This is a genomic window from Kitasatospora sp. NPDC093806 (genome assembly GCF_040683335.1).
Lineage (GTDB): Bacteria > Actinomycetota > Actinomycetes > Streptomycetales > Streptomycetaceae > Kitasatospora.
Window position 1 is genome coordinate 80,427 of record NZ_JBFBDO010000011.1, and the last position, 24,863, is coordinate 105,289.

Annotated in this window: 15 protein-coding genes; 6 read left to right on the forward strand and 9 right to left on the reverse strand. The window is 72.9% G+C overall.

All coding sequences use genetic code 11. From position 1 onward, the window contains the following. Positions 1-21: 21 nt before the first annotated feature. Entirely contained in the window at positions 22-1,707 is a 1,686-nt protein-coding gene (locus tag AB0N76_RS09425; RefSeq protein ID WP_363554902.1) for a methylmalonyl-CoA mutase family protein, read from the forward strand. Positions 1,708-1,773: 66 nt separating this feature from the next. Here the strand turns inward: AB0N76_RS09425 and AB0N76_RS09430 are convergent, their stop codons facing one another. Further along, the gene (locus AB0N76_RS09430; protein ID WP_363554949.1) at positions 1,774-2,412 is read right to left on the reverse strand and encodes a TetR/AcrR family transcriptional regulator; all 639 of its coding nucleotides are present in this window, start codon (positions 2,410-2,412) and stop codon (positions 1,774-1,776) included. 428 nt (positions 2,413-2,840) lie between these two features. Between AB0N76_RS09430 and trxA the strand changes: the two genes are divergently transcribed. From trxA to AB0N76_RS09450, 4 genes are all read left to right on the forward strand, one after another. Next, entirely contained in the window at positions 2,841-3,848 is a 1,008-nt protein-coding gene (gene trxA, locus AB0N76_RS09435) for a thioredoxin (protein ID WP_363554904.1), read from the forward strand. Between the two features lie 612 nt (positions 3,849-4,460). Continuing rightward, positions 4,461-5,126, forward strand: coding sequence for a DUF6230 family protein (locus AB0N76_RS09440; RefSeq protein ID WP_363554906.1), 666 nt, complete (start codon positions 4,461-4,463; stop codon positions 5,124-5,126). 123 nt (positions 5,127-5,249) lie between these two features. After that, positions 5,250-5,819 carry a DUF6114 domain-containing protein gene (locus AB0N76_RS09445; protein WP_363554908.1) on the forward strand — a complete coding sequence of 190 codons (570 nt, stop codon included), beginning with the start codon at positions 5,250-5,252 and terminating at the stop codon, positions 5,817-5,819. Then, a complete protein-coding gene (locus AB0N76_RS09450) occupies positions 5,816-7,255 on the forward strand; it encodes a hypothetical protein (RefSeq protein WP_363554910.1) in 1,440 nt (479 codons plus the stop codon). Before AB0N76_RS09445 ends, AB0N76_RS09450 begins: the two co-directional genes overlap by 4 nt. A gap of 81 nt (positions 7,256-7,336) precedes the next feature. On the opposite strand, the gene pyk is transcribed toward AB0N76_RS09450, so the two are convergent. The 7 genes from pyk to AB0N76_RS09485 all read right to left on the reverse strand — a co-directional run bounded on the left by pyk (position 7,337) and on the right by AB0N76_RS09485 (position 20,289). Then, positions 7,337-8,764, reverse strand: a complete 1,428-nt coding sequence (gene pyk / locus AB0N76_RS09455; protein WP_363554912.1) for a pyruvate kinase — start codon at positions 8,762-8,764, stop codon at positions 7,337-7,339. A gap of 94 nt (positions 8,765-8,858) precedes the next feature. Further along, positions 8,859-10,073 (reverse strand): acetate kinase, encoded by a 1,215-nt coding sequence (locus tag AB0N76_RS09460; protein ID WP_363554914.1) that lies wholly within the window; start codon positions 10,071-10,073, stop codon positions 8,859-8,861. Continuing rightward, positions 10,070-12,229: a phosphate acetyltransferase gene (pta, locus tag AB0N76_RS09465; RefSeq protein ID WP_363554916.1), complete on the reverse strand. Its 2,160-nt coding sequence runs from the start codon at positions 12,227-12,229 to the stop codon at positions 10,070-10,072. The genes AB0N76_RS09460 and pta overlap by 4 nt, the downstream gene beginning before the upstream one ends. A 185-nt stretch (positions 12,230-12,414) precedes the next feature. Then, positions 12,415-14,769: a 1,4-alpha-glucan branching enzyme gene (glgB, locus tag AB0N76_RS09470; RefSeq protein WP_363554918.1), complete on the reverse strand. Its 2,355-nt coding sequence runs from the start codon at positions 14,767-14,769 to the stop codon at positions 12,415-12,417. A gap of 112 nt (positions 14,770-14,881) precedes the next feature. Then, a complete protein-coding gene (locus AB0N76_RS09475) occupies positions 14,882-16,372 on the reverse strand; it encodes a phosphotransferase (RefSeq protein WP_363554920.1) in 1,491 nt (496 codons plus the stop codon). 240 nt (positions 16,373-16,612) lie between these two features. Continuing rightward, positions 16,613-18,337 (reverse strand): maltose alpha-D-glucosyltransferase, encoded by a 1,725-nt coding sequence (treS, locus tag AB0N76_RS09480; protein WP_363554922.1) that lies wholly within the window; start codon positions 18,335-18,337, stop codon positions 16,613-16,615. Next, positions 18,334-20,289 (reverse strand): alpha-1,4-glucan--maltose-1-phosphate maltosyltransferase, encoded by a 1,956-nt coding sequence (locus AB0N76_RS09485; RefSeq protein WP_363554951.1) that lies wholly within the window; start codon positions 20,287-20,289, stop codon positions 18,334-18,336. The genes treS and AB0N76_RS09485 overlap by 4 nt, the downstream gene beginning before the upstream one ends. A gap of 1,086 nt (positions 20,290-21,375) precedes the next feature. Between AB0N76_RS09485 and glgP the strand changes: the two genes are divergently transcribed. Further along, positions 21,376-24,048, forward strand: coding sequence for an alpha-glucan family phosphorylase (gene glgP, locus AB0N76_RS09490; RefSeq protein WP_363554924.1), 2,673 nt, complete (start codon positions 21,376-21,378; stop codon positions 24,046-24,048). A 58-nt stretch (positions 24,049-24,106) separates the two neighbouring features. Here glgP and AB0N76_RS09495 read toward each other — a convergent pair whose 3' ends face one another. Beyond that, the gene (locus AB0N76_RS09495) at positions 24,107-24,859 is read right to left on the reverse strand and encodes a class I SAM-dependent methyltransferase (protein ID WP_363554926.1); all 753 of its coding nucleotides are present in this window, start codon (positions 24,857-24,859) and stop codon (positions 24,107-24,109) included. Between the last annotated feature and the right edge of the window lie 4 nt (positions 24,860-24,863).

Consider the following 24,863-nt stretch of genomic DNA (forward strand, 5'->3'; position numbering starts at 1 on the left):
CGTACGGAGCGGAGTTCGGCCATGGACGCCGAGGAGATCGAGCGCGGACGGCAGCGCTGGCAGCAGCGGTACGACAGCGCCCGCAAGCGGGACGCGGACTTCACCACGCTCTCCGGGGACGAGGTCGAGCCGGTCTACGGCCCGGCCCCCGGGCAGCCGGTCGAGGGCTTCGAGCGGATCGGCTGGCCGGGCGAGTACCCGTACACCCGCGGTCTGCACGCCACCGGCTACCGCGGCCGGACCTGGACCATCCGCCAGTTCGCCGGCTTCGGCAACGCCGAGCAGACCAACGAGCGCTACCGGATGATCCTGGAGGCGGGCGGCGGCGGCCTCTCGGTCGCCTTCGACATGCCCACCCTGATGGGGTACGACTCCGACGACCCCAAGTCGCTCGGCGAGGTCGGCCACTGCGGCGTGGCGATCGACTCGGCCGCCGACATGGAGGTGCTGTTCAACGGCATCCCGCTGGGCGAGGTCACCACCTCGATGACGATCAGCGGCCCGGCCGTGCCGGTCTTCTGCATGTACCTGGTCGCCGCCGAGCGCCAGGGCGTCGACCCGGCGGTGCTCAACGGCACCCTGCAGACCGACATCTTCAAGGAGTACATCGCCCAGAAGGAGTGGCTCTTCGCCCCCGAGCCGCACCTGCGGCTGATCGGCGACCTGATGGAGTACTGCGCCCAGGGCATCCCGGCGTACAAGCCGCTCTCGGTCTCCGGCTACCACATCCGCGAGGCCGGGGCGACGGCCGCGCAGGAGCTGGCGTACACCCTGGCCGACGGCTTCGGCTACGTCGAGCTGGGCCTCTCCCGCGGCCTGGACGTGGACGTCTTCGCGCCCGGTCTCTCCTTCTTCTTCGACGCGCACCTCGACTTCTTCGAGGAGATCGCCAAGTTCCGCGCCGCCCGCCGGATCTGGGCCCGCTGGATGCGCGACCGGTTCGGCGCGAAGACCGACAAGGCCCAGTGGCTGCGGTTCCACACCCAGACCGCCGGCGTCTCGCTGACCGCCCAGCAGCCGTACAACAACGTGGTCCGCACCGCCGTCGAGGCGCTCTCGGCGGTGCTCGGCGGCACCAACTCGCTGCACACCAACGCCCTGGACGAGACCCTGGCGCTGCCGTCCGAGCAGGCCGCCGAGATCGCCCTGCGCACCCAGCAGGTGCTGATGGAGGAGACCGGCGTCACCAACGTGGCCGACCCGCTGGGCGGCTCCTGGTACGTCGAGGCGCTCACCGACCGGATCGAGCAGCAGGCCGAGGCGATCTTCCAGAAGATCCTGGACAAGGGCCGGGACGACCACGAGATCGGCCCGATCACCTCCGGCATCCTGCGCGGGATCGAGGACGGCTGGTTCACCGGCGAGATCGCCGAGGCGGCCTTCCAGTACCAGCAGGCGGTGGAGAAGGGCGAGAAGCGGGTCGTCGGCGTCAACTGCCACCCGCGCAGCGTCACCCCCGAGCTGGAGATCCTGCGGGTCAGCCACGAGGTGGAGCGCGAGCAGGTCCGGGTGCTGGGCGCGCGCAAGGCGGCCCGGGACGACGCGGCGGTCAAGGCCGGGCTGGCCGCGATGCTGGCCGCCGCGCGCTCCGGCGAGTCGATGATCCCGCCGATGCTGGACGCGGTGCGGGCCGAGGCGACCCTGGGCGAGATCTGCAACGCGCTGCGCGAGGAGTGGGGGATCTACCGGGAGACCGCCCGGTTCTGACCCGTACGGGCCCGCCCGAGGCCGCCCCGCCCCCTTCCGACGGGGGCGGGGCGGCCTCGTCGCGTCCTAGGACGCCAGCAGGCTCGGGAACGGCCCCAGCAGCAGGCTGGTGAAGCGCCGGGTCCACTCGGCGGTGATCGGCTCGCCGCTGACCAGCACCCGGTGCTCGACCGTCCCGGCGATGGTGTCGAAGATGATGTCGATCTCCTCGCGGGCGGTGGCCGGGTCGCAGTCCGGGGCCAGTTCGCCGCGCGCCTGGGCGGCCGCCCGGCCCTGCCGGACCAGCCGCTTCTGCGGGTCGACGATCGCCTCCCGGATCCGCCGGCGCAGCTGCCGGTCGCGGGTGCCCTCGGCGAACAGGGCGAGCAGCGCGGCCTGGGTCTCCGGACGGGCCAGCAGGTCGGCGAACTGGCCGACCACGCCCTCGATGTCGCACCGCAGGCTGCCCAGGTCGGGCATCACCAGCTCGTCGAAGAGGCTGGCGACGGCGTCCACCACCAGTTCGTTCTTGGACGGCCAGCGGCGGTACAGGGTGGTCTTGGCGACGCCCGCGCGGGTGGCGACGTGGCCCATGGTGAGGCCGCCCCAGCCGAGCTCGGCCAGCGCCTCGCGGGTGGCGTCCAGGATGGCGCGGTCGGCGGCGGCGCTGCGCGGGCGGCCCTTGGCCCGGGTGGCGGCGCCGTCGGGGTTCTCCGGGGCCGCCAGGGTCGCCGGGGCCTCCGGGTCGAGGGTCGGGGTCACGGGGGGCTGGGGGGCCGGCACCGGGGCCTCCTTGCGGTTTACCGGTTGGTAACTTGGGTGGGGCTGGTAACGGTAGCGACTGCACCGCGTCCGGGACAGCCGGGCCGTGGGGGAAAGTGGCTCAGCTCACGTCGGGGGAGGGCCGGTAGGGGTTGCGGCGGGTGCCCTCGGTCCAGTTACGCTACGACTCGTAGCGAAAGCAGTGACGACCAGGCGCCGTGACCCCGTGGGACGGGAGCGGCGCGGGCGCGGGTGGGGATCCGCGCCGAACGGTTCAGGCTACCGGGGGACGGGTGCCCCACCTCGGGAGATCCGGGACCGCGCAGCCCGCGCGGAGCGGTTTTCCGGGAGGTTGGTGCCCGTCGACGGCGCGGACGGGGGAGGATGGTGCCATGCAGCCACGGAATTCGCGTCTCAACAGCTCCGCCCTGCGCGGTGCGGTCGACCTCGCCGCAGTGAAGGCAGCCGGCGAGGCTGCCCAGAAGGCCGAGCAGGCCAGGGCCGAGCGGGCCCGCCAAGCGGCCGCCGCGGAGGCGGCCGGAGAGGCGGCCCCCCAGGCCGGCTACGAGCTCGTCATCGACGTCACCGAGGACACCTTCGAGACCGAGGTCGTCCAGCGGTCCGCCGAGGTGCCGGTGGTCGTCGACTTCTGGGCCGAGTGGTGCGGGCCCTGCAAGCAGCTCAGCCCGATCCTGGAGCGCCTGGCCGAGGAGTACGCCGGCCGGATCGTGCTCGCCAAGATCGACGTGGACGCCAACCAGCTGATCGCGCAGCAGTTCGGCATCCAGGGCATCCCGGCCGTGATGGCCGTGGTGGCCGGCCAGCTGGTGCCGCTGTTCCAGGGCGCCGAGAACGAGGCCAACGTCCGCAAGGTGCTGGACCAGCTGATCCTGGTCGCCGAGCAGCGCTTCGGCATCGTCGGCGGGACCGGCGCGCCGGCGCCGGGCGCCGAGGGTGCGGAGGCCGTCGCGGCGCCGCACCGTCCGGAGGACCCGGCCCTGGCCGCGGCCCACGACGCGCTGGACCGGGGCGACCTGGGCGGCGCCATCCAGGCCTACCAGAACGTGCTGCTCGACCAGCCCGGCAACACCGAGGCGAAGCTCGGCCTGGCCCAGGCGCAGCTGCTGCACCGGGTCGAGGGGCTGGACCTGCAGGCGGTCCGGGCGGCCGCCGCGGCCGACCCGAAGGACATCGAGGCCCAGCTGAAGGCGGCCGACCTGGACCTGGTCGGCGGGCACGTCGAGGACGCCTTCGGCCGGCTGGTCGGGACGGTCGGCAAGGTCTTCGGCGAGGACCGGGACGCCGTCCGGCTCCGGCTGCTGGAGCTGTTCGAGGTGATCGGCACCGAGGACCCGCGGGTCACCGCGGCCCGCCAGGCGCTGGCCCGCGTGCTGTTCTGACGGCCACCCCGACAGCCGCGGTGTGACACCGCGAATGACCTGCGGTGCCGCCGGTGATTTGACGACAATCCGGTCAGCGCGCCGCAGGTTTACCAAATCTTGACAACACCCGTGGACGGTCACGACATGTGACCGTCCACGGGTGTTTCACTGATGTTTCCGGGGGATTTCGTCGCCACGAATCCTCCACTTCGTCACTCAGCGTGTCGGTGTGACGGATTTCATGATCGCTGACGCCTCTGTGGGATTACCCGTCAGTAATGCAACCTCTTGTGCTTCGCCCGGGATTCGAGCAGCATCGGCACGCCCGGTCCCCACACTCCAACTCCCGGCAGCCGGTCGGCGCGTACGGAGCGGGGATCCCCACCGGGTGGCCGGCGGCTCCTGCCGTCGGCGGAAGGCAGGGGGGTGTCCGCGGGTCCCACGCGCGGTTCCTGTCCTTCGTCCGGCCGCGCTGCCCGCGCGGTCACTGGTTGTCGCTCGGGGGGATCGCCGGGGTTGTCACGGCGCTCTCCGCTACCGAGGACGTAGCTCTCTCCCATCCCAGGCCCCCACCGGTGCGGGACTCGCCACCGGGGAGCCGGAGATGTACGTCCCACAAGGAGGACACGCATGTCCCAGACCCACGGCAAGACCCGCTGGAAGCGCTTCGCCCTGGTGATGGTGCCGAGCATCGCGGCCACCGCCGCGGTCGGCATCGGCCTGGCCAACAACGCGCTGGCGGCGTCGTTCAGCGTCTCCGGCCAGCAGTTCAAGGTCAGCGTCAAGGAGCTGAACGGCGAGGGCTTCGCCCAGTTCGGCTCCATCGACGTCGAGGCCGACCACAAGACCACCCACGCGGTCGCCGTCTCGGCCTTCGACAAGGCCCGCCTCAAGGGCATGTGCCAGTCGCTGGTCACCGACCCGAACGTGCTGCCGCTGCCGTTCAAGCTCCCGAAGATCACCCTCCGCCTGGAGGCCGGTGACAGCGAGGACAAGGACCGTCAGGTCGAGGCGGAGAACCTGCTGATCGACCTCGACTCGCTGAAGGGCGACGCCGAGTTCGGGCAGATCAACATCGGCCAGGACGCCTCCACCCTCACCGGTTCGGCGACCAAGGACTGGAAGTCCCCGCTCGGCGGCGGCCTGCCCTCGGGCCCGGTCGGCTTCTCCCAGGCCGCCAAGACCGCCAAGCTGACCGGCGTGGAGCAGACCGCGTGGGCCACCTCCGCGGGCACCTTCAAGCTGCGCGGCCTGAAGCTCAACCTGCACACCGACGCGGGTCACGAGTGCTTCTGAGCCGTTGACCGGCTGACCGCCTGACGGCGGATCGGGGGGACCGGGGACGGCGGCCGTTCGGGCCGCCGCCCCGGGCTTCCCCATCGTGTTTTTCACCTCGTCACACCATCGAGGAGCTGCACCGTGTCCAGCACCCTTGCCGAGCCGCGGCCCGCCGAGCGCGAGAACCCCTTCCGGTGGGTCCGCCGGGTGTTCCGCGACTTCCGCCGTACCCGGCCGTTCTACGGCGGTCTGCTGGCCATGATCGCCGGCGTCCCGATCATGTACTTCCCCTACGCCAACCTGTCGTTCAACGGCATGACGATGGCGATGGCCACCACGGGTGGCGCCGGGTCGCTGATCATCGGCGTCCTGCTGATCCTGCTCGGGCTGACCGCCTGGTTCCAGCCGCTCGTGCGGATCTTCGCGGGCGTGGCCACCACGCTGCTCACCCTGGTCTCGATCCCGGTCTCCAACCTCTCCGGCTTCGGGCTGGCGCTGCTGCCCGGGCTGATCGGCGGTGGTCTGATGATCGCCTGGGCGCCGCTGCCGGCCCCTGCCGAGGCCGCCGAGTCCGTTGTCGCCGAGCAGCCCACCACCGAGCAGCCGGCCGAGGCCGCCACCGCGGTGCTGCCGGCCGTCCCCGCGCAGGCGCAGCCGCCCGCCGAGGGCGCCGTCCCGCCGCTGCTCGGGAAGTCCGAGGAGACCCGGTGACCGACCCGCGCGAGGAGCGGCCGGAGCCGCCGGCCCAGCGCTCACCCCGGCACGCGGCGCCCCGGACGCCCGTCCGGGCCAGACTCCGCGGCAAGGCGCTGGCGATCGCCGCCGTGCCGACCGCGCTGCTGATGGCCGCCGCCTACACGCCGACCACCGCCGTCGCCGAGTCCACCGTGAGCAAGCCCTGCGCCACCGTCCCGGACGCCGTTCCGGCCGGGGTGGCGCCGGAGCAGGTGGTGGAGGAGACGCCGGTCCCGAAGAGCGAGCTGCCGCCGCCGATCCCCGGCCCGCACGTCCCGATCCCGACGGCCACCCCCGGCACGGCGGCACCCACGGCCGCCCCCACCACGGCGGCCCCGAGCGCGGAGCCCACCCGGACCGCGTCCAAGGCCCCGGCCCCGGCCTCGACCCCCGCGCCGACCTCGGCCCAGGCCGCGACGCCGAAGCCGACCCCGAGCAGTGGGGTCGTCCAGGCCGGGCTGATCGACGACCTCGTCGGCGGGATCACCAACCTGGTCCGCCCGAGCGGTTCGCCGAGCCCGAGCGCGAGCCCGGCCGCCGGGACGCGCGCCGTCGCCCCGGCCGCCCCGCCGGCGACCGGCGCCGCGACCGGTACCCCTACGGCCGAGCCGAGCGGCCCGCCGAGCGCCACCACCGCGCCCGCGGCGACGCCCGGCACCGCCCCGAGCCCCACGGCTTCCGGCACGCCGTCGGCCTCCGCCCCGGCTTCCTCCTCGCCCTCGCCGTCCGCTTCGGCTTCGGCCTCGGCCTCGGCCTCGTCGTCGGGCAAGCCCTCCACGGCACCCACCGCGTCCGGTACGCCGTCCGGCAAGGCGTCCGCGACGCCGTCCGCCTCGGGCACGCCGAGCAAGGACCCGAACTGCCTGGTCGACGGCAAGGCGCTCAACCCGGGCGCCAAGCCGCCGGACAACCCGATCACCGTCCCGGACCAGAACTGGACCCTCCAGACCACCCGGCTGACCCTGAACCACGCCGTGCTGCTCGGCGTGGTCAACGTCCGGACGGCCACCGGCACCAAGCGGGTGCTGAAGTTCGAGGTCGAGACCGTCGACATCGAGAACCTGCACATGTCGACCCTGCAGGGCAACGGCAAGACGTTCCACGTCAAGAGCGCCCCCGGCAAGACCTCGACCATGCGCAAGGGCACCGTCACGATGTACGTGGAGCGGCTCTCCGGCCACCTCGCCAAGGTGCTCGGCATCCCGATCCCGATCGATCCGGGCGAGCTCACCCTCACCCCGGACGGCCCGCTGCCGCAGTGGCTGTACGACCTGATCGGCCAGCTGCACCTGCCGCTCTGGCTGGAACTGACCGGGGTCACCGCGATCCAGGCGGGCCAGTTCGGCGGCACGCTGACCATCCCCGGCATGCACCTCTACAACGACGACCTGCCCTACCCGGGCAATCTCTAGGGCCGAAGAGACGAAACGCCCGTGGGGCGGCCCCTCCGACGAGGAGGGACCGCCCCACGGGCGTTCGTGCGACGCGGACGGTTACGCGTTGCGGGTGCCCAGGTGGTGCACCTGGACCATGTTGGTGTTGCCGGGGATGCCGGGCGGCGAGCCGGCGGTGACGATCACGGTGTCGCCGCCGTTCAGCTCGCCGATGCGCAGCAGCTCGCGGTCGACCTGGGCGACCATCTCGTCGGTCGAGCCGACCTGCTCGGTGACGTGCGCCTCGACGCCCCAGCTCAGCGAGAGCTGGTTGCGGGTGGCGTTGTCGGGGGTGAACGCGATCACCGGGATCGGCGAGCGGTAGCGCGAGAGCCGGCGCGCGGTGTCACCGGACTTGGTGAACGCGACCAGCGCCTTGCCGTTCAGGAAGTCGCCCAGCTCGCACGCGGCGCGGGCGATCGAGCCGCCCTGGGTGCGCGGCTTGCGGCCCGGGTTGAGCGGCTGGAGACCCTGGGAGACCAGTTCCTCCTCGGCCTTCTCGCAGATCCGGCTCATGGTGCGGACGGTCTCGACCGGGTACTTGCCGACGCTGGACTCGGCGGACAGCATGACCGCGTCGGTGCCGTCCAGGATGGCGTTGGCGACGTCGGAGACCTCGGCGCGGGTCGGGCGCGAGGCGTGGATCATCGACTCCATCATCTGGGTGGCGACGATGACCGGCTTGGCGTTCCGGCGGGCCAGGGTGATGAGCTGCTTCTGGACCAGCGGCACCCGCTCCAGCGGGTACTCGACGGCCAGGTCGCCGCGGGCCACCATGATGGCGTCGAAGGCGAGGACGATCTCCTCCATGGCCTCGACGGCCTGCGGCTTCTCGATCTTGGCGATGACCGGCACCCGGATGCCGACCTCGTCCATGACCGCGTGGACGTCCTTGATGTCCGCGGCGTTGCGGACGAAGGACAGCGCGACCATGTCGACGCCCAGGCGCAGGGCGAACCGCAGGTCGTCCTTGTCCTTCTCGGACAGCGCGGGCACGTTGACGGCCGCGCCGGGGAGGTTGATGCCCTTGTTGTTCGAGAGCACGCCGCCCTCGACGACCACGGTCTTCACCCGCGGGCCGTCGACGCTGACGACCTCCAGGGCGATGACGCCGTCGTTGATCAGGATCGGGTCGCCGGGCTTGACGTCGCCGGGCAGGCCCTTGTAGGTGGTCCCGCAGATGTGCTGATCACCGGGGACGTCCTCGGTGGTGATGGTGAACTCGTCGCCGTTGTCGACGGTCACCGGGCCGTTGGCGAAGGTCGCCAGACGGATCTTGGGACCCTGGAGGTCGGCCAGGACGCCGATGGCCTTGCCGGTGTCCTCCGAGACCTGGCGGACCTTGTGGTACCGCTCCTCGTGGTCCGCGTGGGTGCCGTGGCTCATGTTCAGTCGGGCGACGTTCATGCCCGCCTCGACGATGGCCTTCAGCTGTTCGTAGGAGTCCGTCGCGGGACCCAGGGTGCAGACAATTTTCGCTCGGCGCATATCGGTCAGTCTATCCGTTCGTGTTATGGGTGCATTGGGCCCGAATCGAGAGGAATCGCCGACGAAGGATTCCGAGGAGCGAGACGACGGAGGGTCAGTTTTCGGACGACTGGTGCACCAGGGCGAATGCCTGCCGGGCGATCTCCAACTCCTCGTCGGTCGGGACGACCGCGACCGCCACCCGGCCGTACTGCGGCGAGATGATCCTCGGCTCGCGCGAGCGTACCGAGTTGAGCTCCGGGTCGACGGCGATGCCCAGCCCCTCCAGCCCGGCCGCGGCCGCCGCCCGCACCGGCGCCGCGTTCTCCCCGACGCCCGCCGTGAAGGCGATCGCGTCCACCCGGCCGAGCACCGCGTAGTAGCCGCCGATGTACTTGCGCAGCCGGTGGATGTAGGCGTCGAACGCCAGCCGGGCGTCCGCGTCGCCCTCCTCCGCGCGGCGCATGATCTCGCGCATGTCGTTGTCGCCGCACAGGCCGAGCAGGCCGCTGCGGCGGTTGAGCAGGGCGTCGATCTCGTCGATCGACAGCCCGCCGACCCGGTGCAGGTGGAAGACCACGCCCGCGTCGATATCACCCGAACGAGTGCCCATCACCAGGCCCTCCAGCGGGGTCAGGCCCATCGAGGTGTCGACGCAGCGCCCGCCGGCCACCGCCGAGGCCGAGGCGCCGTTGCCCAGGTGCAGCACGATCACGTTGACCTCGGCCGGGTCCTTGCCGAGCAGCCGCGCGGTGGCCCGCGAGACGTACTGGTGCGAGGTGCCGTGGAAGCCGTAGCGGCGCACCCGGTGCTCGTCGGCGACCGCCTTGTCCATCGCGTACCGGGCCGCGTACTCGGGCATCGAGGCGTGGAAGGCGGTGTCGAAGACGGCCACCTGCGGCAGGTCGGGGCGCAGCGCCCGGGCCACCTCGATGCCGGTGATGTTGGCCGGGTTGTGCAGCGGGGCGACCGGGATCAGCCGGCGGACCTCCTTGAGCACGTCGTCGTCGATCACGGTCGGCTCGGTGAACCGCAGTCCGCCGTGCACCACCCGGTGGCCGATCGCGGCCAGCTCGGGGGAGTCCAGCCCGAGCCCGTCGGCGGCCAGCTCCTCGGCGACCGCCTTCAGCGCGGCGCCGTGGTCGGGGAAGGTCTGGGCGCTCTCCCGCTCGGCGCCGCCGCGCGGGGCGTGCACCAGCCGCCCGCCGGCCTCGCCGATCCGCTCGACCAGTCCGGCGGCGAGCCGGGCGCCGTCCAGCATGTCGATCAGCTGGTACTTCACCGACGAGGAGCCGGCGTTCAGCACCAGGACCCGGGTACCTTCGCTCATGCCGACTGCTCCTCGCGCTCCTGCGACTGGATGGCGGTGATCGCCACCGTGTTGACGATGTCCTGCACCAGCGCGCCGCGCGACAGGTCGTTGACCGGCTTGCGCAGCCCCTGGAGCACCGGGCCGACCGCGACCGCGCCGGCCGAGCGCTGGACCGCCTTGTAGGTGTTGTTGCCGGTGTTGAGGTCCGGGAAGATCAGCACGGTCGCCCGGCCGGCCACCGCCGAGCCCGGCAGCTTGGTCGCCGCGACGTGCTCGTCCACCGCCGCGTCGTACTGGATCGGGCCCTCGACCAGGATGTCCGGGCGCAGCTCGCGGACCAGCTCGGTGGCCTTGCGGACCTTGTCGACGTCCGCGCCGGAGCCGGAGGTGCCGGTCGAGTAGGACAGCATCGCGACCCGCGGCTCGACGCCGAACTGGGCGGCGGTGGCGGCCGACTGGATCGCGATGTCGGCCAGCTGCTGGGCGTCCGGGTCCGGGTTGACCGCGCAGTCGCCGTACACCAGCACCTTGTCGGCCAGGCACATGAAGAACACGCTGGACACGATCGCCGCGCCCGGCGAGGTCTTGATCACCTCGAAGGCCGGCCGGATGGTCGCGGCGGTGGAGTGCACCGCGCCGGAGACCATGCCGTCGGCGATGCCCTCCTGGACCATCAGGGTGCCGAAGTAGGAGACGTCGGTGACCACGTCCAGGGCCAGCTCGACGGTCATCCCCTTGTGCGCCCGCAGTCTGGCGTACAGCTCGGCGAACTGACGGCGCAGCGGGCTGGTCGCCGGGTCGACGATCCGGACCTGGGCCCGGTCGGCGGCCGGGTCTCCCCCAGCCTGGCGGCTGGGAGGTGCCCCCACCGCGGGCAGGGCGATGCCCAGGCTCGCGGCCTTGCGGCGGACGGCGTCGGCCTCGCCGAGCAGGGTGAGGTCGCAGATGTTGCGGCGCAGCAGGATCTCGGCGGCGCGCAGCACCCGCTCCTCGGTGCCCTCCGGCAGCACGACGTGCCGGCGGGCCGCCCGGGCCCGTTCCAGCAGCTCGTGCTCGAACATCATCGGGGTCACCCGCTCGGACCGGCCGACCTCGATCCGGTTGGTCAACTCGGCGGTGTCCACGTGCAGTTCGAAGAGGCCGAGGGCGATCTCGGCCTTCCGCGGGCTGGCCGCGGAGAGCTTGCCCTCCAGGTGGGTCAGCGCGGCGGCGGTGAGCCAGCTGCCCTCCGGGACGACCGCCACCGGGGTGCCGGGGGCGAGCCGGGCGGCCAGCGCCATCACGTTCGGGCCGGGGTGCTGGCCGAGGGTGAGCAGCACGCCGGCGATCGGCGGGGCGCCGGCGGCGTGCGCGGCCAGCGAGCCGATCACCAGGTCGGCGCGGTCCCCGGGGGTGACCACCAGGGCGCCCTCGGTCAGCGCGTCCAGGAAGGTGGGCAGCATGGCGCCGCCGAAGACGAAGCCGCGGACGTCCCGGGCCAGCCCGGCCGCGTCGCCGATCAGCACCTCGGCGCCGGTCGCCTCGACCAGCTGGGCGACGGTCGGCGCGGCCAGCGCCGGCTCCTCGGGGATCACGTAGGCGGGGATCGGCAGCTTCTCGGTGAGCTTGCGCTGCACCGGCTGCTTGGCGCCCGGGGCGACCCGGTTGGCGATCATCGCCAGGGTCTCGCAGCCCAGGTCGGTGTAGGCGCGGTGGGCGTTGCGGACCTCGGCGATCACGGCGTCGGCGTCCTCGCCGTGGCCGCCGACCACCGGCAGCACGGCGGCGCCGAACTCGTTGGCCAGCCGGGCGTTGAAGGCCAGCTCGTCCGGGATGTTGGTGTCGGCGAAGTCGGTGCCCAGCACCAGCACCGCCTGGCAGCGCCGCTCCAGCGCCCGGAACCGGTCCACCAGCGTCGAGACCAGCTCGTCCTGGCCCTGCGCGGCCTGCAGGGCGGCGGCCTCCTCGTAGGTGAGGCCGTACAGCTCGGCGGCGGGCAGGTCCAGCCGGTACCGGGCGCGCAGCAGCTCGACCACGTGGTCCGAACCGGACTCTCCCGGCGCGTGCGCGTGCACCAGCGGCCGGAACACCCCGACCCGGTCCACCTGGCGGGTGAGCAGCTCCATGACCCCGAGCTCCACCGCCTGCCGGCCGTCCCCCCGGTCGATCCCGGTCACGTACACGCTGCGCGCCACGTGGCTCTCTCCGTCCCGTCGTCTCAGAAGGTGGTCATATCGACCATACCTTCGCACCTCGAACGCCCGTCCGCGAGCAGAGCGCTCCCGCGGGAGCAAGGGGACGAAGGTCACGAGGAACGGCGGTCCGGGAGGCCGGAACGGGCACCGGCGCCGGGTCGCCCGGCGCCGGTGCCCGGCGGGTGTCAGGCCGGGCGGAGCCAGAGGGTGGAGAGCGGGGGGAGGACCAGTTCGGCGCTGCGGGGCTGGTCGTTCCACTCGACCGGGTCGGACTTCACCGGGTGGGAGTTGGCGACGCCCGCGCCGCCGTAGGTCTCCGCGTCGGTGTTGAGGAACTCCTCCCAGAGCTGCTCGCGGCCGTCCAGGGCGGGCAGGCCGACCCGGTGGCCGTGCCGGACCACGGGGGAGAAGTTGCAGACGGCGACCAGCGGGGTGCCGTCGGCGGCGTACCGGACGAAGGAGAGCAGGTTGTCCTCGGCGGCGCCGCCGTCGAGCCAGCGGAAGCCGGCCGGGGTGGTGTCCTGCTCCCACAGCGCCGGGGTGTCCAGGTAGTGCCGGTTGAGGTCGCGGACCAGCCGGCGGACGCCGAGGTGGTCCTGGTGGGCGGGCCACCCCTCGTCGAGCACCCACCACTGCGGGCCCTGCTCGTGGTCCCACTCGGCGCCCTGGGCGAACTCCTGCCCCATGAAGAGCAGTTGCTTGCCCGGGTGGGCCCACATGAAGCCGAGGTAGGCGCGGTGGTTGGCGCGCTGCTGCCACCAGTCGCCGGGCATCTTGGAGACCAGGGCCCGCTTGCCGTGCACCACCTCGTCGTGCGAGATCGGCAGGACGTAGTTCTCCGAGTAGGCGTACACCATCGAGAAGGTGATCTCGTTGTGGTGGTACCTGCGGTGCACCGGCTCCTTGGACATGTAGACCAGGGAGTCGTGCATCCAGCCCATGTTCCACTTGAGGCCGAAGCCGAGCCCGCCGCGGTCGGTGGGCCGGGTGACGCCGTCCCAGGCGGTGGACTCCTCGGCGATGGTGATCACGCCGGGGCAGCGCCGGTAGACGGTGGCGTTCATCTCCTGGAGGAAGGCGGCGGCGTCCAGGTTCTCCCGGCCGCCGTACCGGTTGGGGGTCCAGTCGCCGCCCTCGCGGGAGTAGTCGAGGTAGAGCATCGAGGCGACGGCGTCGACCCGCAGGCCGTCGATGTGGAACTCCTCGCACCAGTAGACCGCGTTGGCCACCAGGAAGTTGCGCACCTCGGTCCGGCCGTAGTCGAACTCCAGGGTGCCCCAGTCGGGGTGCTCGGCGCGCAGCGGGTCGGCGGGCTCGTACAGCGGCTCGCCGTCGAAGCGGGCGAGCGCGAAGTCGTCCTTGGGGAAGTGCGCGGGCACCCAGTCGACGATGACTCCGATGCCGTTCCGGTGCAGGGTGTCGACCAGGAAGCGGAAGTCGTCGGGGCTGCCGAGCCGGGAGGTGGGGGCGTAGTAGCCGGAGACCTGGTAGCCCCAGGAGCCGCCGAAGGGGTGCTCCATCACCGGCATGAACTCCACGTGGGTGAAGTTCAACGCCTTGAGGTAGCCCGGGAGTTCGGCGGCGATGGCGCGGTAGGAGGTGAGGTCCGGCCGCCAGGACGCCAGGTGCAGCTCGTACACCGACATCGGCGCCCGGTGGTGCGCGGCGCGGGCCCGCCGGGCCATCCACTCGCCGTCCTGCCAGCGGTGGGTGGAGCGGGTGACGACCGAGGCGGTGCCGGGCGGGATCTGCGCGGCGCGGGCGAGCGGGTCGGCCTTGTCCAGGACCCGGCCGTGCCGGGTGTGGACCTCGTACTTGTACTGGGTGCCCTCGCCGAGGCCGGGCACGAACAGCTCCCAGACGCCGGAGGAGCCGAGCGAGCGCATCGGGTGGCCGGAGCCGTCCCAGTGGTTGAAGTCGCCGATCAGCCGGACGCCGACCGCGTTCGGGGCCCAGACCGCGAAGGCGGTGCCGGCCACCCCGTCGACGGTGCGCAGGTGGGAGCCGAGGGCCTGCCAGAGCTGCTCGTGCCGGCCCTCGGAGATCAGGTGCAGGTCGAGCTCGCCCAGCGTGGGCGGGGTGCGGTAGCCGTCGTGCTGGCGGATCGGCTCGCCGTCGGGGTAGCTGACCAGCAGCCGGTAGTCGGGGACCTCGGCGCCGGCCAGCAGCCCGGTGAACAGGCCGCCCTGCTGGTGGGTGAGCTCGGCGGGGCCGTGCGCGGTCTCCACCACCACCCGGTCGGCGAACGGGCGGAGCACCCGGATCGCGGTGCCGCCGTGCACGGGGTGGGCGCCGAGCAGGGCGTGCGGGTCGTGGTGCTGGCCGCCGACCAGCCGGTCCACCTCGGCGGGCGGCAGCGGCGCCTCGGGCAGCCGCAGCGCCCCGGTCGGCACGGCCGGCTCGACGGCCGGGGGCGTCGGCCGGGTCGCGGCCGGGCTCTCGGTCGGGGTCGCGGGCTCGCGCTGCGGGGAGTCCGGGCCGGCCAGGAAGGTGGCCGGCACGGAGCGGGTGGTGCGGCCTGGCGGGTCGAGCGGCGTCACAGCGAGGACCTCCTGGAGCGGGCAGCGGTTTCGGGGCTTCGGCGGACTCGTGGCGGGCTCGGCGGCGAGCCCGCCGGCGTGCGGGGGCGTGCGGACGGAAGCGGGCGGCGGGTCAGACGGTGAGCGCCAGCCGGTTGATCGCGGCCAGCGGGATCGGCAGCCAGCTCGGCCGGTGCCGCGCCTCGTAGACCACCTCGTACACCGCCTTGTCGATCTCCAGGGCGCGCATCAGCTCCGGCGAGGCCGCGGGGTCGGTGCCGCCGCCGGCGGTGTAGCCGGCGCAGTAGGCGGTGCGGTTGCGCTGCGCCCAGGCGGCGGCGAGGTGGGCCAGCTCCGGGTCGGACGGCCCGCCGGCCAGCAGGTGGGCGGCGGCGTAGTCGAAGGAGCGGAGCATCGCGGCGACGTCGCGCAGCGCGGTCTGCGGCTCGCGCCGTTCGGCGACCGACTTGGCGGGCTCGCCCTCGAAGTCCAGCAGCACCCAGCCGTGCGGGGTGCGCATGGCCTGGCCGAGGTGAAGGTCGCCGTGGATCCGCTGGACCGGCAGCCCGTCCGGGTGGGCGTCGGCCATCTGCTGGAAGGCGGAGCGCAGCGCGCCCCGGTAGCGCAGCAGCCCGGGGACGGCGGCGACCGCGCTGTCCAGCCGGTCGGCCATCGCGCCGGCCAGCAGCCGGATCTGCGCGCGGTCGAGCCGGGCGACCGGCATCGAGCGGGAGAGCACCCGGTGCACCTCGGCGGTGGCCCGGCCGAGCCGGTGCGCCTCGATCGCGAAGTTGCCGGGGGAGGGGTCGCCCTTGAGCCGGCCGACCTGGTCGAGGGCGAGCTCCCAGCCGTCCTCGGCCTCGGGGAGGTAGCGCTGGAGCAGCCCGAGGGTGGCCGGCTCGGCGCGCTCCAGCCGGCTCTCGAACCAGGCGGCGACCCGGGGGATGCGGGTCGAGCCGGCCCGGGAGAGCGCGAGGGAGAGTTCGAGGTCGGGGTTGGTGCCGGGGTGGACGCGGCGGAACAGCTTGAGGATGTACGAGGTGCCGTAGATGACCGAGCTGTTGGACTGCTCGGCGGTGGAGGCGCGGCCGGGGAGGTTGCTGGGCAGGCCGGAGCCGGGGGTGCGGCGGAAGGACAGCGAGCCGAACCGGTCGCCGGTGGCCAGGTGTTCCAGCAGCCGCCCGGTGAGCTCCGGGTCGTGCACCGCGTCGTAGAGCGCCGCGCCGTCGTACGGGCCCTGGGTGAGCCGGCCGAGGACGGCGGTCGGCTCGATCCCGGCCGGGCCCTGCGAGCGGATTCCGAGCAGCAGTTGGTACAGGTCCTCGTGCGGCGCGCCGGCGGTGGGGGCGTGCTCGACCCGCAGCAGCAGGTGCAGCAGGGCGGGGTCGCCGACCTGGAGCGGGGTGCCGACGAGCGGGACGAGGCCGGTGATCGGCCGGCCCTTGCCGGCGTACCAGCGCTGGGTGGGGAGCCACTCGGCGATCAGCGGCAGGGCTGCCTGGACGAGTTCGCTGACCCCCAGGGCGGTTCTCCGGACCCCGGTGCCCCGCGGGACGGCCGGTGCGGCGGAACCGGCGGGGGTGTCGCGGTGCAGGGGGGCTTGAGAACGGGAGGTTTCGGACATGACTCCCTTTCCCCGGAAGAGGCGGGCGGACGGCCCGACAGGTCTGGCCGGGTCCGTCAGTCTTCCGGATTGCGGCGGCGCGGGGGCGGCGGCACGCGAGCGGTGGGCCCGGGTGTCACGCCTTCGTGTGGGTGGCCGTTGGGCTGTTCTCCGTACGCGGTGGTGCAGAGAAGTCCGGGGGCGCGGGCTCGAACTCGCGCCCCCGGAGGGTTCGGTGGGGTTCTCGGCGGTGCCGGATCGTTACTTCGGTCGCCTGGTTCCGCTCAGCCGGGGGGGCCGACGGAGCTGGAACCAGTAGAAGCCGTGGCCGGCCAGCGTGAGCAGGTACGGCCACTCGCCGATCGAGGGGAAGCGCACCCCGCCGATCAGCTCGACCGGATACCGTCCGCCGTACTGCCGCAGGTCCAGTTCGGTCGGCTGCGCGAACCGCGAGAAGTTGTTCACGCACATGACCAGGTCCCCTTCGTACTCGCGCACGAAGGCCAGCACCGCGGGGTTGCTGGAGGGCAGTTCGGTGTACGTGCCGAGGCCGAAGGCCGGGTTGAGCTTGCGGATCTCGATCATGCGACGCGTCCAGTGCAGCAGCGAACTCGAACTGCTCTGCTGCGCCTCGACGTTGGTCACCTGGTAGCCGTACACCGGATCCATGATGGGCGGCAGACTGAGCCTGCCCGGGTCGGCGGAGGAGAAACCCGCGTTGCGGTCCGGGGTCCACTGCATCGGGGTCCGGACGCCGTCCCGGTCGCCGAGCCAGATGTTGTCGCCCATGCCGATCTCGTCGCCGTAGTAGAGCACCGGCGAGCCGGGCAGCGAGAGCAGCAGGGCGGTGAACAGTTCGATCTGGTTGCGGTCGTTCTCCAGCAGCGGGGCGAGCCGCCGGCGGATGCCCACGTTGGCGCGCATCCGCGGGTCCTTGGCGTACTCCGCGTACATGTAGTCGCGCTCCTCGTCGGTGACCATCTCCAGGGTCAGCTCGTCGTGGTTGCGCAGGAAGATGCCCCACTGGCAGCCGTGCGGGATGCTCGGGGTCTTGGCGAGGATCTCCGAGACCGGGTAGCGGGACTCCCGGCGGACCGCCATGAAGATCCGCGGCATCACCGGGAAGTGGAACGCCATGTGGCACTCGTCGCCGCCGGAGGAGAAGTCGCCGAAGTAGTCGACGACGTCCTCCGGCCACTGGTTGGCCTCGGCGAGCAGCACGGTGTCGGGGTAGTCGGCGTCGATCTCCTTGCGGACCCGTTGGAGGAACTCGTGGGTCTCCGGCAGGTTCTCGCAGTTGGTGCCCTCGCGGGCGAACAGGTACGGCACCGCGTCCAGCCGGAAGCCGTCGATGCCGAGGTCGAGCCAGAACCGGAGTCCGGCGATCATCTCGTCCTGGACGCGCGGGTTGTCGTAGTTGAGGTCCGGCTGGTGGGAGAAGAACCGGTGCCAGTAGTACTGCTTGCGCACCGGGTCGTAGGTCCAGTTGGAGGTCTCGGTGTCGACGAAGATGATCCGGGCGTCGGGGTACTGCTTGTCGTCGTCGGCCCACATGTAGAAGTCGCCGTACGGGCCGTCCGGGTCCTCCCGGGAGGCCTGGAACCACGGGTGCTGGTCGCTGGTGTGGTTCATCACGAAGTCGATGATCACGCGCATGCCGCGGGCGTGCGCGGCGTCGGTGAACTCCATGAAGTCGGCGAGGTCGCCGAACTCGGGCAGGACCGACTTGTAGTCGGCGACGTCGTACCCGCCGTCGCGCAGCGGCGAGGCGAAGAACGGCGGCAGCCAGAGGCAGTCGACGCCGAGCCACTGGAGGTAGTCGAGTTTGGCCGTGAGCCCCTTGAGGTCCCCGACCCCGTCGCCGTTGCTGTCCTGGAAGGACCGCACCAGCACCTCGTAGAAGACCGCACGCTTGAACCACTCCGGATCCAAGTTCTTCTTCGAGGTCTCGGGGAAGGTGTCGGGGACGGGCTCGTTCACTGTCACGCTGGGTTCCTCCGAACCGTGAGGAGGTGAGCCGGCTCGGCTGAGGGGTCGAGCCGGACGTAGTTGTGCCGGCCCCAGGTGTAGGCGGCGCCGGTGAGCTCGTCGTGGACCGCGTATGGGCCTTCGCCGTCGAGGGTGACGGTGGCCTCCTGGGCGTGGTGGGGGTCCAGGTTGACCACGGTGATGACGTGGTCGGTGAGGCCGTCGGGCGTCAGGGCGGTCTTGGAGTAGGCGAGCACCTGGTCGTTGTCGGTGGGGTGGAAGCGCAGCGAACGCAGCTGCTGGAGCGCCGGGTGGCGGCGGCGCAGCCGGTTCAGGACGGTGAGCAGCGGCGCGAGGGTGTCGGTGCGGCTCCAGTCCCGCGGGCGCAGTTCGTACTTCTCCGAGTGGAGGTACTCCTCGGATCCCGGGTGGGCCGGCTCGTTCTCGTACAGCTCGTAGCCGGCGTACACGCCGTAGCTGGGGGAGAGGGTGGCGGCCAGCACGGCGCGGATCGCGAACGCGGCCGGGCCGCCGTGCTGGAGCCAGGCGTGCAGGATGTCCGGGGTGTTGGGGAAGAGGTTGGGGCGCATGTAGGCGGCCGCGTCACCGGTGAGTTCGGTGAGGTACTCGGTGAGTTCGTCCTTGGTGTTGCGCCAGGTGAAGTACGTGTACGACTGGTGGAAGCCGATCTTCCCGAGGGTGTGCATCATCGCGGGGCGGGTGAACGCCTCGGCGAGGAACAGGACGTCCGGGTCGGTGCGGGCGATGTCGCCGAGCACCCGTTCCCAGAAGAGCACCGGTTTGGTGTGCGGGTTGTCGACCCGGAAGATCCGGATCCCGTGCGCCATCCAGAACCGGAGGACCCGGATCGTCTCCTTGACGATTCCGTCCAGATCCTGGTCGAAGTTGATCGGATAAATATCCTGATATTTCTTCGGTGGATTCTCGGCGTAGGCGATGGTGCCGTCCGCGCGGTGGCTGAACCATTCCGGGTGCTTGTTCACCCACGGGTGGTCCGGCGAGCACTGCAGCGCGAAGTCCAGCGCCACCTCCAGGTGCAGCGCGGTGGCCTCGGCGACGAAGTGGTCGAAGTCCTCGATGGTGCCGAGGTCCGGGTGGACGGCGTCGTGGCCGCCCTCCGGCGAGCCGATCGCCCACGGCGAGCCGACGTCGTGCGGACCGGCCGTCAGGCTGTTGTCCGGGCCCTTGCGAAAGGCCCGTCCGATCGGGTGGACCGGCGGCAGGTAGACCACGTCGAAGCCCATCGCGGCGACCGCCGGCAGCCGCTCGGCGGCGGTCCGCAGGGTGCCCGACCGCGGCGGCTCGACGCCCGCCGGGTCGACCACCGCCCCCTCCGAGCGGGGGAAGAACTCGTACCAGGAGCCGAACAGCGCCCGCTCCCGGTCCACCTGGAGCGGCAGCGGACGGGAGGCGCTCACCAGTTCCCGCAGCGGGAAGCGGGCCAGCAGCTCCTGCACCTCCGGGGCGAGCGCGGCGGCCAGCCGGGACAGCGGCGGCAGGCCCGGGTCGCGCAGCGCGTCCACCGCCGCCAGCACCAGCGCCCGGCCGTCCTTCTTCGGCACCCCGGCGGCGGCGCGTTCCAGCAGCTGCGCGCCCTCCTCCAGGACGAGCGCGGTGTCGATCCCGGCCGGCAGCTTGATCGACGCCGCCTTGCGCCAGGTGGCCAGCGGATCGGACCACGCCTCGACCAGGTACGACCAGCGGCCGGGCGCCGTCGGGGTGACGTACGCGCCCCAGCGGTCGGTGCCCTCGGCCAGTTCGCGCATCGGCGTCCACGGGCCGCTCCGGCCGCGCGGGTCGCGCAGCACCACGTTGGCGTTGACCGCGTCGTGGCCCTCGCGGAACACGGTCGCGGTGACCAGGAAGGTCTCGCCCGTCACGGCCTTGGCCGGGCGGCGGCCGGCGTCGACGAGGGGGCTGACGTCCAGGACGGGGATGCGGCCGATCACGGTGTCGCTCTCTGTCGTCTTGCGGGCGGCGGGCTTGCGGGCGGCAGTCTTGCGGGGTGGGGTGCTGCGGGGTGGGGTGCTGCGGGGCGGGGTCCGGCGGGGGTCGGCGGGCCCGGCCGCCGGGGTGTCGGCGGCCTTCGCGGCGGCGGGCCCCGCGGACGTCCCGGCCCTGGCTCGGGCGGCGGGTTCCGCGGGCTCGGCGGCGGTCGCGCTGCGGCGGGTGGTGGTGCGCTTGCGCGGGGCCGCGGACCGGCCCTCCTCGGCCCGGGGTTGTCGGGCCGGTTCGTCCGGTCGCTCCGTACGGATAGCCCCCGCACCCCGCGGAGCGGGCATCGCCGCGTCTGTCCGGGGGTCGGAATCCATCCGTCCGGCGGATTCCGCGACCCCTGTGTCGAGGGTGTCGGCCAGCGGTGTGGACTGGTCCCGCGTGTCGCCGTGCATGCCTGACTCCTGCCCGAGATCGGCGGCAGCTCCCGCGGGCCGACGCGGCCAGGGGAGTACCGGGAGGACTGCTGGGTGGGGAGGACGTGCGACCGGAAGCCTGCCCGCGCCGCCGTCCCCGGCAACCTGTCCCGCCCCCGCCGAGCCCGTGGCGGGGGGCCCGAGAGCCCGCGCGCGTCCCGGCGCACGCCTCTCGGGGCACGCCCCTGGACGACCCGACCGACCCGTGAACGAGCAGGCCGGGGGCTAGGACACGCGGCGGTCCGCGATGGGCGCCGAATGGACCAAGGAAGAAGGGGAACGGTCAACGCGAAAAGGATTCGGACGTGCTGCTTCTGAGGGGAACGCCACCCGTCTCCGCACACCCCGCAGCATCAACGACCGTGCTTCATCCTCGCATCGGCGACGCGGTTTCCGCAGCGGTACGACAGGAGTTTCGGGCGTGATCGGGCGCGGAACCGCCGCCGGAAATGGATCTGTTCCACGGTGTTCACGTATTGGTAGCGCGTCCCCCCGGAAAGTGCGCCTCGCGCGCCCCCCGTGCAGTCCAATGCGCCGAATGCGATCTCACCAATAGGCCGAACGGATGCCGAATAGCCCGACTGAGGCACCATCATGACACCCGTCACGGCTACGCTTCACGCCGTGAAGGCAATCCGCAGATTCACCGTCCGCACCGTCCTGCCCGAACAACTCCAGCCGTTGCACGAGCTGGCCCTCAACCTGCGCTGGTCCTGGCACCCCGAGACCAGGGACCTCTTCCGGTCCGTGGACCCGGAGGTCTGGGCCGCGACCGGCGAGGACCCGGTGCGGCTGCTCGGGGAGGTACCGGCCGCCCGGCTCGCCGCGCTCGCCACCGACCGGCGCTTCCTGCGCAGACTCGGCGACCTCGCCGAGGACCTGCGCGAGTACCTGGCCGGCCCCCGGTGGTACCAGACGGCCGGACAGGCGGCGGCCGTCCCGCTGCCCGCCGCCATCGCCTACTTCTCGCCCGAGTACGGGATCGCCGCCGCGCTGCCCCAGTACTCCGGCGGCCTGGGCATCCTGGCCGGCGACCACCTCAAGGCCGCCAGCGACCTCGGCGTCCCGATCATCGGCGTCGGCCTCTTCTACCGGCACGGCTACTTCCGGCAGTCCCTCGACCGGGACGGCTGGCAGCAGGAGCGCTACCCGCTGCTCGACCCGGACGAGCTCGCGGTCACCCTGCTCCGCGAGCCCGACGGCACCCCCAGCCGGGTCGACCTCGCCCTCCCCGGCGGCCGCACCCTCGCCGCGCACATCTGGAAGGCCCAGGTCGGGCGCGTCCCGCTGCTGCTGCTCGACTCCGACATCGAGGCCAACTCGCCCGCCGAACGCGACGTCACCGACCGGCTCTACGGCGGCGGCAGCGAGCACCGGCTGCTGCAGGAGATGCTGCTCGGCATCGGCGGCGTCCGGGCCGTCCGCGCCTACCAGCGGCTCACCGGCCACCCCGCCCCCGAGGTCTTCCACACCAACGAGGGCCACGCCGGCTTCCTCGGCGTCGAGCGGATCCGCGAACTGGTCGCGGACGCCGGACTGGACTTCCCCGCCGCCCTGGAGGCGGTCCGGGCCGGCACCCTGTTCACCACCCACACGCCCGTCCCGGCCGGCATCGACCGCTTCGACCGCGAGCTGGTCGCCCGGCACTTCGGCGGCGAGACCGCGCTGTCCGGCGTCCCGGTCGAGCAGGTCCTCGCGCTCGGCGCGGAGACCTGGCGCGGCGGCGACCCCAAGCTGTTCAACATGGCCGCGATGGGCCTGCGGCTCGCCCAGCGCGCCAACGGCGTCTCGACCCTGCACGGCGAGGTCAGCCGGTCGATGTTCAACGGCCTCTGGCCCGGCTTCGACCCCGCCGACGTCCCGATCACCTCGGTCACCAACGGCGTCCACGCCGCCACCTGGATCGACCCGGCGGTGGTCCGGCTCGGTGCCGCCGAGATCGGCGCCGACCGCGCCGAGGCCGCCATGACCACCGGCGACACCCAGCGCTGGACCGGGCTGGAGCGGATCGGCAACACCGAGGTCTGGGACCTGCGCCGCACCCTGCGCGCCCAGCTGGTCGACGAGGTCCGCCGCCGGCTGCGCGCCTCCTGGCGCCAGCGCGGCGCCGGCGAGGCCGAACTCGGCTGGGTCGCCTCGGTGCTCGACCCGGACGTCCTCACCATCGGCTTCGCCCGCCGGGTGCCGTCCTACAAGCGGCTCACCCTGATGCTCCGCGACCCGCGGCGGCTGCGCGCCCTGCTGCTGCACCCGACCCGGCCGGTGCAGATCGTGGTCGCCGGCAAGGCCCACCCGGCCGACGACGGCGGCAAGCGGCTGATCCAGCAGATGGTCGCCTTCGCCGACGACCCGGCCGTCCGGCACCGGATCGTCTTCCTGCCGGACTACGACATGGCGATGGCCCAGCACCTCTACCCGGGCTGCGACGTCTGGCTGAACAACCCGCTCCGCCCGCTGGAGGCCTGCGGCACCTCCGGGATGAAGGCCGCGCTCAACGGCTGCCTCAACCTGTCGGTGCTGGACGGCTGGTGGGACGAGTGGTTCGACGGCCAGAACGGCTGGGCGATCCCCACCGCCGACACCGGCGACGGGGTGCTCGACCCGGAGAGCCGGGAGGCCGAGCGGCGCGACGACATCGAGGCCGCCGCGCTGTACGACCTGATCGAGGAGCAGGTGGCCGCCCGCTTCTACGACCGGGGCGCGGACGGACTGCCGCACCGGTGGATCGCGATGGTCCGGCACACCCTGGTCACCCTCGGGCCCAAGGTGCTGGCCGGCCGGATGGTCCGCGAGTACGTCGAACGGCTCTACGCCCCGGCCGCCCTGGCCCAGCGCGAGCTGGCGGGGGAGCGGGCGGGGGAGCGGTTCGCCGGGGCGGGCGAGCTGGCGGCCTGGAAGGCCAAGGTGCGGGAGGGCTGGCCGGCCGTCCGGGTGGAGCACGTCGAGGCGGACTGCCCGGCCGAGGCGCAGGAGCTCGGCAGCTCGCTGGCGCTGCGGGTGCAGGTCGCGCTCGGCCCGCTGGAGCCCTCGGACGTCGAGGTGCAGGTGGTCTCCGGCCGGGTCGACGAGTCGGACCGGATCTCGGACGCCTGCCTGCTCGCCCTCAAGCCGGTCGGCGGGCCGGACCTCGACGGGCGGACCAGGTACGAGGGCTCGCTGGAGCTCGGCCGCACCGGCCCGTTCGGCTACACCGTGCGCGTCCTGCCGGCCCACCCCCGACTGGCCTCGCCCGCCGAACTGGGCCTGGTGGCCCTGCCGGCGGAGGCGACCGGGATGGACTCCGGGCTGCTGCGCTGAGGCCTGGAGCGATGAGGGAGGGGAACCGGCCCCGGCCGGTTCCCCTCCCTCATGACGGTCAGCGGACGGCGGCGACCAGGGCGTCGCCGACCGAGCGCCAGGCCAGGCCCGCCTCACGGAAGCCGGCCTCCAGCAGGCGGTCGGTGTGCCAGTCGGCCGGGCGCGACGCGCCGCCGGAGTGCTCGGCGTAGAGCGCGTGGCGGGCGGCGACCTGCTCGGCGAGCAGTGGATCGGCCGCGGCAGCCGCCCACCAGCCGGCCCAGTCGAGGACGCCCTCCGCGCTCTCCCGCTCCTGGCGGCGCCGGTGGAAGGCCTCGTCGGCGGCGCTGAGCAGCGGCACGGACGGGTCCGGGGCGTGGTCGGCGTTGAGCAGCACGCCGCCGGGCCGGATCAGCCCGGCGAGGTCGCCGTAGAGCCGGACCAGCGCCGGGTCGGGCAGCCAATGCAGCGCGGTCGCGGTCAGCACCGCGTCGAAGGGGCCGGGCGGCAGCGCCCGGGCCCAGTCCGGGTCCTTGAGGTCGGCGGTGACCAGGGTGAACCGCGGGCCCTCGTCGAGGACGCCGCGCGCGATGGTCATCAGCGCCGGGTCCTGGTCGACGCCGACGCTGGTGGCGCCGGGCAGCCGGGCGAGCAGGCGCTCGGTGATGCTGCCGGTGCCGCAGGCGAGGTCGAGGACGCGCGGCGCGGGGCCGGCGACCGCCTCGACGAGGTCGAGCATCACCCGGAACCGCTCCTCGCGGTCGGGCAGGTACCACTCCTGCTGGCGGTCCCAGCTGCGCTGCCACCGCTCCCAGTGCTGACGGTCGGCCACGGTC

Bases quoted from the DNA above. Each gene is read 5' to 3' on its own strand.
- pyk (WP_363554912.1), bottom strand. From the start codon at position 8,764: ATGCGCCGAGCGAAAATTGTCTGCACCCTGGGTCCCGCGACGGACTCC.
- AB0N76_RS09440 (WP_363554906.1), top strand. From the start codon at position 4,461: ATGTCCCAGACCCACGGCAAGACCCGCTGGAAGCGCTTCGCCCTGGTG.
- trxA (WP_363554904.1), top strand. From the start codon at position 2,841: ATGCAGCCACGGAATTCGCGTCTCAACAGCTCCGCCCTGCGCGGTGCG.
- AB0N76_RS09425 (WP_363554902.1), top strand. From the start codon at position 22: ATGGACGCCGAGGAGATCGAGCGCGGACGGCAGCGCTGGCAGCAGCGG.
- AB0N76_RS09475 (WP_363554920.1), bottom strand. From the start codon at position 16,372: ATGTCCGAAACCTCCCGTTCTCAAGCCCCCCTGCACCGCGACACCCCC.
- AB0N76_RS09460 (WP_363554914.1), bottom strand. From the start codon at position 10,073: ATGAGCGAAGGTACCCGGGTCCTGGTGCTGAACGCCGGCTCCTCGTCG.